Source organism: Pseudomonas sp. RL_5y_Pfl2_69, from assembly GCF_963970465.1.
Taxonomy (GTDB): Bacteria; Pseudomonadota; Gammaproteobacteria; order Pseudomonadales; family Pseudomonadaceae; genus Aquipseudomonas.
This window is the reverse complement of the sequence record NZ_CAXAOU010000001.1, coordinates 89,749-103,776: the sequence shown is the minus strand read 5'-3', so window position 1 is coordinate 103,776 and position 14,028 is coordinate 89,749. Positions and strand designations below refer to the sequence as shown.

At 56.2% G+C, this 14,028-nt stretch carries 11 protein-coding genes; 7 read left to right on the top strand and 4 right to left on the bottom strand.

All coding sequences use genetic code 11. The features are described from left to right. Positions 1–239: 239 nt before the first annotated feature. The 4 genes from secA to AACY07_RS00500 all read left to right on the top strand — a co-directional run bounded on the left by secA (position 240) and on the right by AACY07_RS00500 (position 5,992). A complete protein-coding gene (secA, locus tag AACY07_RS00515) occupies positions 240–2,987 on the top strand; it encodes a preprotein translocase subunit SecA (protein ID WP_133077384.1) in 2,748 nt (915 codons plus the stop codon). A gap of 116 nt (positions 2,988–3,103) precedes the next feature. Then, the gene (gene argJ / locus AACY07_RS00510; protein ID WP_133077385.1) at positions 3,104–4,321 is read left to right on the top strand and encodes a bifunctional glutamate N-acetyltransferase/amino-acid acetyltransferase ArgJ; all 1,218 of its coding nucleotides are present in this window, start codon (positions 3,104–3,106) and stop codon (positions 4,319–4,321) included. Between the two features lie 97 nt (positions 4,322–4,418). Beyond that, positions 4,419–5,051: a glutathione S-transferase gene (locus AACY07_RS00505; protein ID WP_339473032.1), complete on the top strand. Its 633-nt coding sequence runs from the start codon at positions 4,419–4,421 to the stop codon at positions 5,049–5,051. Continuing rightward, entirely contained in the window at positions 5,048–5,992 is a 945-nt protein-coding gene (locus AACY07_RS00500) for a Nudix family hydrolase (RefSeq protein WP_339473030.1), read from the top strand. The genes AACY07_RS00505 and AACY07_RS00500 overlap by 4 nt, the downstream gene beginning before the upstream one ends. A 63-nt stretch (positions 5,993–6,055) precedes the next feature. On the opposite strand, the gene AACY07_RS00495 is transcribed toward AACY07_RS00500, so the two are convergent. The 3 genes from AACY07_RS00495 to AACY07_RS00485 are packed head-to-tail and all read right to left on the bottom strand — an operon-like array spanning position 6,056 to position 9,688. Beyond that, complete coding sequence (locus AACY07_RS00495) at positions 6,056–6,637, bottom strand: cob(I)yrinic acid a,c-diamide adenosyltransferase (protein WP_133077388.1); 582 nt, start codon at positions 6,635–6,637, stop codon at positions 6,056–6,058. Positions 6,638–6,639: 2 nt separating this feature from the next. Further along, positions 6,640–8,676: a sensor histidine kinase gene (locus AACY07_RS00490; protein WP_339473029.1), complete on the bottom strand. Its 2,037-nt coding sequence runs from the start codon at positions 8,674–8,676 to the stop codon at positions 6,640–6,642. 46 nt (positions 8,677–8,722) lie between these two features. After that, the gene (locus AACY07_RS00485; RefSeq protein ID WP_339473028.1) at positions 8,723–9,688 is read right to left on the bottom strand and encodes a putative 2-dehydropantoate 2-reductase; all 966 of its coding nucleotides are present in this window, start codon (positions 9,686–9,688) and stop codon (positions 8,723–8,725) included. A gap of 116 nt (positions 9,689–9,804) precedes the next feature. Here AACY07_RS00485 and AACY07_RS00480 point away from each other — a divergent pair, with 116 nt between their 5' ends. After that, positions 9,805–10,290, top strand: a complete 486-nt coding sequence (locus AACY07_RS00480; protein WP_019823277.1) for a YajQ family cyclic di-GMP-binding protein — start codon at positions 9,805–9,807, stop codon at positions 10,288–10,290. Between the two features lie 138 nt (positions 10,291–10,428). After that, positions 10,429–11,271 carry a mechanosensitive ion channel family protein gene (locus tag AACY07_RS00475; RefSeq protein ID WP_019823275.1) on the top strand — a complete coding sequence of 281 codons (843 nt, stop codon included), beginning with the start codon at positions 10,429–10,431 and terminating at the stop codon, positions 11,269–11,271. A gap of 266 nt (positions 11,272–11,537) precedes the next feature. Here AACY07_RS00475 and AACY07_RS00470 read toward each other — a convergent pair whose 3' ends face one another. Then, positions 11,538–12,821: an OprD family porin gene (locus tag AACY07_RS00470; RefSeq protein ID WP_133077391.1), complete on the bottom strand. Its 1,284-nt coding sequence runs from the start codon at positions 12,819–12,821 to the stop codon at positions 11,538–11,540. Between the two features lie 780 nt (positions 12,822–13,601). Here AACY07_RS00470 and AACY07_RS00465 point away from each other — a divergent pair. After that, positions 13,602–14,027 (top strand): HIT family protein, encoded by a 426-nt coding sequence (locus tag AACY07_RS00465; protein ID WP_339473027.1) that lies wholly within the window; start codon positions 13,602–13,604, stop codon positions 14,025–14,027. Position 14,028 lies beyond the last annotated feature (1 nt).

Below are 14,028 nucleotides of genomic sequence, written 5' to 3'. Positions count from 1 at the left end.
TTTCATGTACATTTATTCATGAAATCAATGAGTAACTTCTTGTGCTTATGCCTTGAAGTTCAGCAAAAAGCCCTTATTTTAGGAAAGCCCCTTCACAACGCAGTACCAGTATCGTGGAATAACGCCACTTTCCTCACCGCCGTTTCCGGGTAGAATGCTCGTTCGCATGCGGCCATCAGGGCTGCTCGGGCGACTCTCGGGGCCGCCCTCCATCCCTATGTGTGGAAGATCCTGCCGATATGTTTGCGCCTTTGTTAAAGAAACTTTTTGGAAGCAAGAACGAGCGCGAAGTTAAACGCATGCTCAAGACAGTACAGGTCGTCAATTCCTTCGAAGAGCAGATGGTTGCCCTGACCGATGAGCAATTGCGCGCCAAGACCCAAGAGTTCAAGGCCCGCATAGCCAAAGGTGAGACCCTCGACCAACTGTTGCCGGAAGCTTTCGCGGTATGCCGTGAGGCAGGCAAGCGTGTCATGGGCATGCGCCACTTCGACGTTCAGTTGATCGGCGGCATGACCTTGCACGAAGGCAAGATCGCTGAAATGCGTACTGGTGAAGGCAAGACCTTGGTAGCGACCCTTGGGGTTTACCTCAACGCGCTGTCGGGTAAAGGCGTTCACGTCATCACCGTGAACGACTATCTGGCTCGCCGCGATGCCAACTGGATGCGTCCTCTTTACGAATTCCTGGGCCTGACAGTCGGTGTTGTAACGCCGTTCCAGCCGCCTCAAGAGAAGCGTGAAGCCTACGCCGCCGACATCACGTACGGTACCAACAACGAGTTTGGCTTCGATTACCTGCGCGACAACATGGCTTTCAGCATGGAAGAAAAATTCCAGCGCGAGCTTAATTTCGCCGTGATCGACGAAGTCGACTCCATCCTGATCGATGAAGCCCGTACTCCGCTGATCATCTCCGGTCAGGCCGAAGACAGTTCCAAGCTGTACACCGAAATCAACAAACTGATCCCGCGCCTTGAGATGCACGTCGAGGAAGTCGAAGGTGAAGTTACCAAGGCAGGTCATTTCACCATTGATGAAAAGACTCGCCAGGTAGAACTGAACGAAGCCGGTCACCAGTTTGTTGAAGACATGCTGACCCAGATCGGCTTGCTCGCAGAAGGCGAGAGCCTGTATTCGGCACACAACCTGGGCCTGTTGACCCATGTGTACGCCGCGCTTCGTGCTCACAAGCTGTTCAACCGCAACATTGAATACATCGTTGAAGACGGTCAGGTATTGCTGGTCGACGAACACACTGGCCGTACCATGCCGGGTCGTCGTTTGTCCGAAGGCCTGCACCAGGCTATCGAAGCGAAGGAAGGCCTGAATATTCAGGCAGAGAGCCAGACCCTGGCTACGACCACCTTCCAGAACTACTTCCGTCTGTACAACAAGCTGTCGGGCATGACCGGTACTGCGGACACCGAAGCGTTTGAATTCCACCAGATCTATGGTCTGTCGGTGATGGTTATCCCGCCGAACAAGCCACTGGCGCGCAAGGACTTCAACGACCTGGTGTTCCTCACCGCCGATGAGAAGTACGCGGCGATTGTGGCTGACATCAAGGACTGCATGGCCAAAGGCCGTCCAGTGCTGGTGGGTACAGCGACCATCGAAACCTCCGAGCACATGTCCAATCTTCTGAACAAGGAAGGTATTGAGCACAAGGTTCTGAACGCCAAGTTCCACGAAAAAGAAGCCGAGATCATTGCCCAGGCCGGTCGTCCGGGTGCGCTGACCATCGCTACCAACATGGCGGGTCGTGGTACTGACATCCTGTTGGGCGGCAACTGGGAAGTGGAAGTCGCCTCCCTGGAAGATCCGACGCCTGAGCAGATCGCACAGATCAAGGCCGACTGGCAAAAGCGTCACCAGCAAGTGCTGGAGTCGGGTGGCCTGCATGTGATCGCTTCCGAGCGTCACGAATCGCGCCGTATCGACAACCAGTTGCGTGGTCGCGCCGGTCGTCAGGGTGACGCAGGTTCCAGTCGTTTCTACCTGTCGCTTGAAGACAGCCTGATGCGCATCTTTGCCTCTGATCGGGTTAAGAACTTCATGAAAGCCCTGGGCATGCAGTCTGGCGAAGCGATTGAGCACCGCATGGTGACCAACGCGATCGAAAAGGCGCAGCGCAAGGTTGAAGGTCGCAACTTCGACATTCGTAAGCAATTGCTGGAGTTCGATGACGTCAACAACGAACAGCGTAAAGTGATTTATCACATGCGTAACACGCTGCTGGCAGCCGACAACATCGGTGAAACGATCGCAGACTTCCGCAAGGACGTTCTCGACAGCACCATCAGCGCTCACATTCCGCCGCAATCGTTGCCGGAGCAGTGGGACGTCAAAGGCCTGGAAGCTGCCATCGAAAGCGGCTTTGGCGTGAAGTTGCCGATCCAGCAATGGCTCGACGAAGATGATCACCTGTACGAAGAAACCCTGCGCGAGAAGCTGCTGAACGAGCTGATTGCTGCCTACAGCGAAAAAGAAGATCAGGCCGGTGCTGAAGCGCTGCGCACGTTCGAGAAACAAATTGTTCTGCGCGTACTGGATGACCTGTGGAAAGACCACCTGTCGACCATGGATCACCTGCGTCACGGTATCCACTTGCGCGGTTATGCACAGAAGAACCCGAAGCAGGAGTACAAGCGCGAGTCGTTCAACCTGTTTTCCGAGCTGCTTGATTCGATCAAGCGCGATTCGATTCGTGTGTTGTCACATGTACAGGTTCGTCGTGAAGACCCTGAAGCCGAAGAAGCACGCCTGCGTCAGGAAGCTGAAGACCTGGCTTCGCGTTTGCAGTTCCAGCATGCCGAAGCGCCAGGCCTTGATCAGCCAGACGCATTGGCCAAGGTGCTGGAAGGCGCTGACGTGGCTGACGTGGTCGCCGAGCCTGCTCGTAACGAGCCTAAGCTGGGTCGCAACGAGCTCTGCTACTGCGGCTCGGGCAAGAAATACAAGCACTGTCACGGGCAAATCAACTAAAGCCCGCTTCAACTGCTGAAACACCTGCGCCGCGACCGGCATTAGCCGTCGCGGCGTTTTACCATTGAATTCCCGTCCCTTTGCGGCGGCGCACAACACTTTTTTAGGAGCGCGTCATGGCTGTTGGTCTTGGTCCTTTGCCTACTTTGCACCCGGTGGCCGGTTTTGAACTGGGCATAGCTTCTGCCGGTATCAAGCGTCCAGGGCGCAAGGATGTGGTGGTTATGCGCTGCGCTGAAGGCTCAAGCGTGGCGGGTGTATTCACCCTGAATGCGTTCTGCGCCGCGCCTGTCATCCTGGCCAAGCAGCGTGTGCAAGGCCCGGTGCGGTACTTGCTGACCAACACGGGCAATGCCAATGCGGGCACAGGTGAGCCGGGGCTGATTGCGGCAACCCGTACCTGCGACAAACTGGCCGAGCTGACGGGCGTGCCCGCCAGTGCCGTGCTTCCGTACTCCACCGGTGTGATCGGTGAGCCGCTGCCGGTTGAGAAAATCGAAGGTGCATTGCAAGCCGCTCTGGACGATCTGTCCGAAAATAATTGGGCGCAGGCTGCAACCGGCATCATGACCACTGACACCTTGCCCAAAGGTGCCAGCCGTCAGTTCGAACACGAAGGCGTAACCATCACCGTTACGGGCATCAGCAAGGGTGCAGGGATGATTCGTCCCAATATGGCCACCATGCTGGGCTACATCGCAACCGACGCCAAGGTTGCCCGCGATGTGCTGCAAAACCTGCTGCTCGACGGCGCGAACAAGTCGTTCAACCGCATTACGATCGATGGTGATACATCGACCAACGACTGCTGCATGTTGATTGCTACGGGTAAAGCGGCTTTGCCTGAAATCACCGAGGCCAGCGGCCCACTGTTTGCTGCGTTGAAACAGGCAGTGCTGGAAGTCTGCATGGACGTGGCGCAGGCCATCGTGCGCGATGGCGAAGGTGCAACCAAGTTTGTCACTGTTGAAGTGAATGGCGGCGGTAATCATCAGGAATGCCTGGACGTAGGCTACACCGTTGCCCATTCGCCGCTGATCAAGACCGCGTTGTTTGCTTCCGATCCTAACTGGGGCCGCATCCTGGCCGCTGTGGGCCGTGCTGGCGTGCCGGATCTGGACGTGAGCAAGATTGATGTGTTCCTGGGTGAGGTGTGCATTGCCAGTGGTGGCGCACGTTCGGCCACTTACACTGAAGAGCAGGGTTCTGCAGTGATGGCCCGTGAAGAAATCACCATCCGTATCGAATTGGGTCGTGGTGCTTGCAGCGAGACCATCTGGACGACGGACTTGTCCCACGAATACGTGAAAATCAACGCCGAATACCGTACCTGAGTCGTCTCGACATTGCGGGCCTGTCAGTCGCCTCGGCGCTGATGGGCCCGTAATACCCCCGCTTTATCAGCTCTCCCTTTTCTCAAGGTGCCTATCTATGAGCTTTCACCTGATCATTGGCGACAAGTTGCATTCATCGTGGTCCCTGCGCGCCGCGCTGGCGCTGGATCTGGCGGGTGCCCCGTACACCGAGACGCTGATCAAGCTGGGCCAGCCTGATACCCGGGCACTTATTCTCCAACACTCGGCAACGGGAAAAGTACCGCTGCTGAAGACCGTACACGGCACCATCGCTGATTCGCTGGCTATCGCGGAATACCTGAATGAGTGTTTTCCGGCCGCTCGACTGTGGCCGGAAGATGTCGCTGCGCGTGCTCAGGCCCGATCGGCGTGCGCGCAAATGCACAGCGGCTTTTTTGGTTTGCGGAGCAATCTGCCATTTGATTTGAGTCGTGATCAGGCGCTGCTCTCCATGCCTGACGAGGCCCAGGCCGATATCGACAGGATGAGCGCGCTGTGGGCAGAGTGCCGCGCAGTGGCGACCGAAAGCGGGCCTTATCTGTTCGGTCGATCCAGTGTGGCCGATGCTTTTTTTGCGCCGGTGGCTGTTCGCCTGCGAACTTACCGCGTTGCGCTGTCAGCTGAAGATCAAGCTTATATCGACGCCATTTACCAATGGCCCGCGTTCAAAGCCTGGCAACAGGCCGGATTAGAGGAAGTACAAGGGTGAAACGAGTTCATGTGGCTGCGGCCGTTATCCGGGGCACTGACGGGAAGATTCTGATCGCTCGTCGCGCTGATTCTCAGCATCAAGGCGGCCTGTGGGAGTTTCCAGGCGGCAAGGTTGAGGCTGGGGAGTCGGTCGAGGCTGCACTGGGTCGTGAGTTGAAGGAAGAGTTGGGCATTGTGGTTCAGGCTGCTCGGCCTTTGATCAAGGTTCAACATGATTACCCGGATAAGCATGTTCTGCTGGATGTGTGGGAGGTTTCGGCTTTCACCGGCGAACCTCATGGCGCAGAAGGCCAGCCATTGGCTTGGGTAAGCCCGCGCGAGTTGGCGCAATACGAGTTCCCTGAGGCTAACCAGCCGATTGTGACGGCTGCCCGTTTGCCCGATCAATACCTGATCACTCCGGATGGTCTTGAAACCCCTGAGCTGTTGCGCGGTATCCAGAAGGCAATTGCCGGTGGCATTAAATTGGTTTCGCTGCGTGCGCCCAATGGCTATGACCCCAAGTACCGGGATTTGGCGGTAGATGCGACCGGTTTGTGTGCAGGCAAGGCGCAACTGATGCTCAAGGGGCCTCTGGAATGGTTGGGAGACTTTCCTTCGGCGGGCTGGCATCTGACCGCTGCGCAATTGCGCAAGTACGCCGCCAAGGGTAGGCCGTTGCCTAAAGACCGCTGGTTGGCAGCCTCATGCCATAACGCTGAAGAGTTGATGCTGGCCGAGCAGATGGATGTGGACTTCGTGACCCTGTCGCCGGTTCTGCCGACGCAGACTCACCCTGATACGCCACCGCTGGGCTGGGAGCAGGCGCAACAATTGATCGCCAATTTCAGTAAGCCGGTATTTTTGCTGGGCGGTCTGGGGCCTGATGATCGTCAGCAGGTGTGGACTATCGGTGCACAGGGCGTTGCCGGAATTCGGGCGTTCTGGCCACAGGTATAAATAATTGCGCAAGCTGTTGTGGGAGCGGCGTACCGCCGCTCCCACACGTGCTGAACTCGACTGTCAAACCCCCGGCTTTGCTGCCGCTTGCCAGAGGATCTCTGCAATTCCCTGACGCTTGGCAATCAAGCGTGCCGCAACAAACAGCACGTCAGACAAACGATTGATATAAGCCAATCCAACGCCCGCCAGGGGCTCCAGCGCATTGAGCTGTTGGCAGCGGCGTTCGGCGCTGCGTGCCAGGCTGCGGCAAACATGGGCTTGGGCGATCAGACTCGAACCACCGGGCAAAATGAAGTTCTCAAGCGGGCCCAGCTCTTCGTTCCAGCGATCAATCGCGGCTTCAAGCCGCTCGATTTCGACCTTGTCGAGAGCCTGATACTCGGGCATCGCCAATTCCCCTCCCAGGTCAAACAATCGATGCTGGCAGGGTTCAAGTACTTCGATCAACTCGATGAGGCCAGGGGTCTGTTCGCTGTGCTCGATGAGCCCGGCCAGGAGCAGGCCCACCTGACTGTTCAGCGTGTCGACCTCGCCGATGGCTTCTATGCGGGGGTGATCCTTGGGTACGCGGCGGCCATCGCCGAGCCCTGTTTCGCCCTTGTCGCCGGTGCGGGTGTAAATTTTCGATAAGCGAAAGCCCATGTTTACAGTTCCACCTTGGTTGATTCGGGGTAGGTCATCGGGTTGCCGGTTAAAGGCAGTCGCAGGGTAAAGCAGGTGCCTTGCCCCTGGGTTGAGTGCACTTCCATTTGGCCCTTGTGGTTGTTGGTAATGATGAAGTACGACACGGACAGGCCCAGCCCCGTGCCCTGGCCAACTTCCTTGGTGGTGAAAAACGGCTCGAAAATTCGTTTGCGCACAGGCTCCGGCATCCCGATGCCATTGTCTTCAATCTGGATCTCGGCCCATGGCGGATTTAGCCTGGTGCGCAGAATGATACGCCCTGGCTCGCTCTTGTCGGTACGTTGATGAATGGCCTGGGCGGCATTTTTCAACAAATTGAGCAGCACCTGCTCCAGCTCGTTGGGGATGCCGGGTACCGGGCCGAGCTGCGGGTCGAACTGGCGGATGATGGCCTGGCCCTTGAAGTCAAAGCCAATGGCCAGGTCAAAATCATTGCTGGCAATGTCCAGGGCTTGATCAATGAGTGCCGATAAATCGCAGGGGCTCATTTGCCGGTTGCTGCGGCGGCTGAAGCTGAGCATGTGGGTCACGATTTTGGCTGCGCGGGCCCCGGCTTGCTGGATGCCGTCAAGCAACTGCGGGATCTCTCGTGCCTGCAGGTAGTGATTGACCACGTCCAGGTCAATGCCGGTCTGCTCGGCTTGCTCGATATTCCTAGGCAGGTCACTCGACAGGCGTCTGCGAATGTTCTGCACGTTATGCAGGATGGCGCCCAAGGGGTTGTTGATCTCATGGGCCATGCCGGCAGCGAGTCCGCCTACGGAGAGCATCTTCTCCGACTGCACCATCATGTCTTCCAGTGACAGTCGCTGGGTAATGTCATCGATGCGGATCACGACGCCGCGTCCGGCACCGCCCATGAGCGGGTAAAAGGTCAGGGCGTAGTGGCGAGCGTCTTCGCCCTGTCCCCAGGTGACGCGTTCAATTTTTGTTACCTGGTGGTGCTCAATGGTGTCCTTGAGCTGTGGCAGGAAGGGTTTCAAGGGTTCGAAGGCCAGGTAAATGGGCTTGCTCATGGCATCGTCCAATGGCGTGCCGGACAGGGCGCTGGCTTCCTGATTCCATTGGGTGACATAGAGTTCTTCGTCCAGCGCGATCAGGGCCGAAGGCATGGAGTCGATGATGCAATTGAGGTAGTTCTGAAATCCGGTGAGTTTTTTCTCTATTTTGCTACGAACTTGTACTTCGAGCTCCAGCTTGCGATTGGCGTGGCGGGTTTCTTCGGCCAGTGCCTGAGCTTGGTCGTAGGCTTCACGGGCTTCGTCTCGGGCGCGCTTGAGTTCCTGGTCACGCACTTCAATGCGCGAGAGCATGGTGTTGAATGCTCTGGCCAGGCTGCCGATTTCGTCGTTGTTGCCTGGCGCTGCGCGCAATGCGTAGTTTTCTTCGCGGCTGACCTGGCGCGAAAGCTCTTCAAGGCGGTGGATGGGCTGGGTGATCAGGCGCTTGATCTGGCGTGCCACCACGAACCACAGCAAAATGCTGAACACCAGAATGCCCAGGCTGGCCGTCAGCGTGCCGGTGTAGAAGGCCATGGGCAGCTCGCTGCTGGCGATCAACAGCAGGTGCCCGGGTGGTTGGTCACCGTGGTGCAGGCGTGTGACTTGATGGCTGCGCAGTTCGGTGAGGCTCCAGGCTTCAATCTGGCGATAGTGCTCGGGGAGCGGGAGGTGTTCACCGTGTTGCAACTGCACCAGCAGGTTTCCTGAACTGTCATAAATCGCGGCAGCGCGAAGGGGGGCGTAGCTGCCGATTTCATTGAGCAGGGATTTTGCGCTCTGCGGTGAATCCAGCGCATGAGCGATCAGGTCAGGATTTGAAGTCAGTTGCCCCAGTGTTTGCAGGGCTTGCGGGGCGGTACTTTCGTGGGAAATCCAGTACGCGACACTGATGAACGTCAAATTGGCAACCAGCATGACGGCAGCCAGCAAGACGAGCAGGGCGGCCAGCAACTTCTGGCCTACCGGTAGGTTTTCAAGGCGCTGGCGCAAGGGCATGGGGTGGCCGCTTAGATAAGAAGATGCTGGCAGGGTAGCGCGCCCCTCAGTTACAGGGCAATCCGCGCTGCTGCAGGTGTTCAGTCAATCGCTGGTGCAGGTGCTGCAGGTGTGGGACGGCGAACTGGCGGCTGCGGGCTGCTTCGCAGGCATATCCGAGCAGGTAGCTGATTTCGGTACGGCGGCCGTTGGCAACATCCTGGTGCATGGAGGAGTAGTTGTTGGCAGTGGCCTGGATAACGCGTTCCACCTCAGTGGCCAAACCGACCGCGGCACTGGCTTGACCGCAGTGCTCAAGCAGTGCGCTGAGCTCTGCGCAGAGGGTGTGCACTTCGGCGCTGTGTGCTTGCAGCCCGCCATTACGGCAGTCGTAGAGAACCGTCAGGGGATTGATTGCGCAGTTAAGTGCCAGCTTGCGCCACAAGCGGCTCAGGATGTTCGGGCTCCATTCGTGATCAATGCCGCTGCGCTGAAGCTCATCAAGCCATTGCGCGATGGAGCCTTGATCGGCATCACCCAGCCATGTTTGACCCCGGCCGGCAAATACCACGCGCCAATCATCATCACGAAAGGCGCCTTCGGTGCTGGAGGCGAAGATGCAGCGAATGTGTGGCACAAGGGCCGCGACGGCCTGTTGGCTGCCGAGGCCGTTTTGCAGCAGGATTATTTCTGCGTCCGGGGTAAGCCGGGCGGCAATTTGCGCGACGGCCTGTTGCGCGTCATAGGCTTTGCAGGTGACCAGCAGGCGTTGAATCGGCTCGCCGTTTTCAGGAATTTGCGCGCGGATGTTCCATTTTTGCGACTCTTCGCCTTCAATCAGAGTCAAACCCCGGGCTGCTTTGTACGCTTGCAGGCGGTCGCAGTTGCGCACGATGAGTTTCACTGGCAAGCCGGCCCGTGCCAGTCGAGTAGCCCACAGCATGCCCATGCTTCCTGCGCCGAGAACGTGCCAGGTGGTACTCGCCCGGGCAGGCACGTCGGAGTGGGTGTGTGGCAGGGCCGAATTTCGCATGTGAGCTCGCAAGTGAATGAAGTCGAAGAACCGCTATAATGCCCGCGCATTTTAACTGTCAGGTCAGGCGTGCTCCATCTGTGTTGAGCGCGCCCTTTATTATTGGAGAAAATTACATGCCGTCGTTCGACGTGGTATCCGAACTGGACAAGCACGAAGTCACCAACGCCGTCGAGAACGCCGTCAAGGAACTGGATCGTCGTTATGACCTCAAGGGTAAAGGCACTTTTGAGTTCAAGGAGAAGGATCTGACGGTCAATCTGACCGCTGAAGCCGACTTCCAGCTGGAAGCAATGATCGAGATCCTCAAGCTGGCACTGGTCAAGCGCAAGATCGACGTTCAATGCCTTGAGGTCAAGGATGCCTATGCTTCGGGCAAATTGATGAAGCAGGAAGCGGTGCTCAAGGAAGGCATTGATAAAGAGCTGGCGAAGAAAATCGTTGCTCACGTCAAGGATGCCAAGCTCAAGGTTCAGGCTGCCATTCAGGGCGAGCAAGTACGCATCACCGGTAAGAAACGCGATGACTTGCAGGATGCGATTGCAGCGCTGCGTGCCAAGACGTTCGACATGCCACTGCAGTTCAACAATTTTCGCGACTGATCACGGGCCCAGGGAACCAATGACGCGCATTGCCGTCCGAAATTTCCTGGGCGCTGCGCAAGCGGTTTGGCGACCACGGTTGCCTTATCGTTTTGCTGAATAAATGACGGCGTCGAGTTTTGTCGCGAGGAGATGTAAATGGATTTGAACACTGAAGTGGATCAGTTGATCAAGGCCTCCCAGGCCTGGATCCCCATGATCATGGAATACGGCAGCCGTGTGCTGCTGGCAGTGGTTACGCTGGCGGTGGGCTGGTGGCTGATCAACCGCTTGACTACCAAGATTGGCCAGTTGCTGGCGCTGAGAAAGGCAGACCTGGCGTTGCAGGGCTTTATCAGCAACCTCGCCAATATCATTCTCAAGATACTGCTGGTTGTCAGTGTCGCGTCAATGATCGGTATCCAGACCACGTCGTTTGTCGCGGCCATTGGTGCGGCAGGTCTGGCCATTGGTCTGGCGTTGCAGGGCAGTCTGGCGAACTTTGCGGGTGGGGTACTGATTCTGCTGTTCCGTCCGTTCAAGATCGGTGACTGGATCGAAGCGCAAGGCGTAAGCGGTACTGTGGACAGTATTCAGATCTTCCACACCGTGTTGCGCACCGGTGACAACAAAACGGTCATCGTGCCAAACGGCAACCTGTCCAACGGCATCATCACCAACTACAACCGTCAACCGACGCGCAAGGTGGTATTTGATGTGGGTGTGGACTACGAGGCGGATCTTCAAAAGGTCCGTGAAGTGTTGCTGGCGCTGGCCGATGACCCTCGCGTCCTGAAAGAACCGGCTCCAGTTGTAGTGGTCACGGCCTTGGGTGATAGTGCGATCACCATGTCGTTGCGTGTATGGGTCAATACCCCGGATTATTGGGATGTCCTGTTTATGCTCAACGAACATTCCCGCGATCGCTTGAAGGCGCAGGGCGTGGATATTCCTTTTCCGCAGCGAGTGGTTCGTGTGGTTCAGGAAGTCGCTGCGCAGTAAGGTCAAAGATGGCACCTGACAATTGAGTTGGGTGTGAGTAAACATTAAAGGGGCTAAATGCCCCTTTAATTGTTTTTGTACCTTGTGAAGGTAGTTGCAGATGTTCGGCGGTCAACTTGGCGATTGATAATTAATTGCATTTATATTTATTAGTTAGCTTGCTATATAACTGATCTTTTATTCAGGCAAATAAAAAGCCACGCCCTGAGACAGGAGCGTGGCTTTCACTAAACACGGTATATGTAACTATCGCCCGAAGGCCATGATTACAAGATGTTCAGCGGGTACTCAGCAATCAGGCGGAAGTCGTTGACGTCGTTGCCGTTGTTGCTGGTAGTGCGATAGATCGCGCTACGCAGACGGAAAGACAAGTCTTTGGCCGGGCCTTCTTGCAATACGTACTTGGTTTCGAAGTCAAATTCGTGCTCTTTGCCTTCGCCGTCAGTCGTGGAGATGTTATCGCCTTTAACGTAGCGAGCCATGAAGCTCAGGCCTGGAACGCCGTAGCTGGTCATGTTCAGGTCGTAGCGACCCTGCCAGGAGCGTTCGTCGCGCTGGTTGAAGTCGGAGTACTGTACGGAGTTGGCGAGGAAGATACTGCCGCCGCCGTCGATGCCGTAGTTGTAAGCGCTGTCACCGGTGGAGCGCTGGTGAGCAATGGTGAACTTGTGAGCGCCGAGGCTGTAAGCAGCCGCCAAGCTCCAGATCTTGTTGTCCACGTTGCCCAGCAGTTCCTTGCCATCGCTGGTTGTTTTATAGCCGTTGAAGTCGAAGTTCAGGGCCTGAGACTCTGCGATAGGCAGGGTGTAGTTCAGGTTGATGTACTGCTTCTTGAAGTAGTCTTCAACGTCGGATGCTGCCACGCCACCAACAAAGTTGTCAGTGAATTGGTAGGTTGCACCGGCAATGTTGGCAGCGGTCAGGCCTGGCTGGCCTTTGCCATTGATGCTGTCGCGTGCCATGCCAGTCTGCGAGCTCAGTGCGGTGAAGCGACCTGCGCTCAGCTCCAGGCCTTTGATTTCCTTGCTGGTGATCAGGGTGCCGGTAGCAACCTCTGGCAGCAGACGGCTATCGTCGGTGGAGAAAACCGGGCTGGCTACGAATTGGTTGCCGTATTTCAGTTCAGTATCGGAAACACGGAATTTGACAGCCCCGCCGATTTTCGACTGGGTATCTTCCGGAGAACCGTCGCTCTTGGTGGCGAACAGGCCGTTGCCTTGACGGCCAGCGCCGCCGTCCAGGCGTGCTGTGCCCATGGCGAAAGCGTCAACACCGACACCGATGGTGCCTTGGGTGAAGCCGGACTGGTAGTTAAGCAGTTCGCTCAGGCCCCAATCTTCGCGGTAGCCGCTTTTGAAGCCGCCGGTTGGCTTGGCGATGTTGCCAGCGCCGTTACGGAAATCACGGTTCATGTACAGCATGCGGGTTTTAGAAGTCAGAGTGCTGTCTTCGATGAAACCTTTGGCGTCGTCCTGGGAGGAGGCCATTGCGAACTGAGTAGTACCGGCTGAAACAGCCAGGGCGATTATGCTCCACTTCATCACGCGCATCGTGATTTGCTCCTTTGGTTTTTAGGAAGAGTACTGCCGTCCCACCTGAAATTATTATCTGGGCGGCTCTTTCTTTTTGTGTCGGCGCAAACTTATATCACGCCGACAATGTTGGCGATACTTGCTCTCATAAGCTTTCAGCTTCTTTACAGGCTTGTCGCAAATAGCACCCTACATGTCGCAAGCGCGCAGCGTTATGCCGTGTTTCAGCATCTAAATCAGTGTTGTTTTCAGCGTTTGGCATATGGGTGAGTCCAAGCTGCCTACAATGAAAACTCCAATTTCCTACGGACCAGCTATTGTTATTTATCGTCAGGCTACTGCATTCCGGCTGAAGCCTATCGACTATGTAAATGCTCTATGCAACAAGCATGCTCAAAAAGCAGTGGTGATGAAAAATAAATAATTTTGTCCGTTTTCGAGCTATGAGGCCTGATCTTGCTTGGGTCGAACGGCGATAAGAGCGCCCTTGGCGTGTTCTTTTTCGTCGCAAGAAGACTTTCCTGCTAAAAAAACGCGCTTAAAACGTTACCGGTTAACACCTAATGGGGTGGTAAGTGACGTTTTGGCGCACTAAAAGCATTCGTTTTGTGCAGTTTTGGTGCACAAGTGTCCGTGTGCTGTTGATTGAGCGTCCATTGCTCTCTTTTCGTGTGCGCATCCGCGGATGTCGGCGTGATGCAGGAGTCGATCAAGGGTATCCTTCGCGCCTGTCACCTGGCTGGCGCTGAGTCTCATCGCACGCTGAGTTTAAAAGAACGGTAAAGAGGAGAGCTCCCAGTGTTCGCTTTGGATACACGCCTTCAAGAGGATACCTGGCTCATAGGGGATTTCCCCTTGTGCCGCTTGCTGCTGTCCAACGATTCGAATTACCCCTGGTTTATTCTGGTGCCACGGCGCGAGGGTATAACCGAATTGTTTCAACTGGATGACTCTGAGCAGCAGATGATGTGGGCTGAGACGACCGCTCTGGCGCGAGTACTGAAAGGGTTGTTTGGTGCGGACAAAATGAATGTCGCCACGCTGGGTAACGTGGTGAGTCAATTGCACATGCACGTGATTGTTCGTTATCAGACTGACGTGGCATGGCCGGGGCCGGTGTGGGGCAAGCATCCTGCCAAGCCCTATACACAGGCTGATGTAAATGCTGTCCGGGGCAGGCTGGCGTCGGTTCTTGATGCAGGCTTTATTTTTTCGGAGGGTTGAT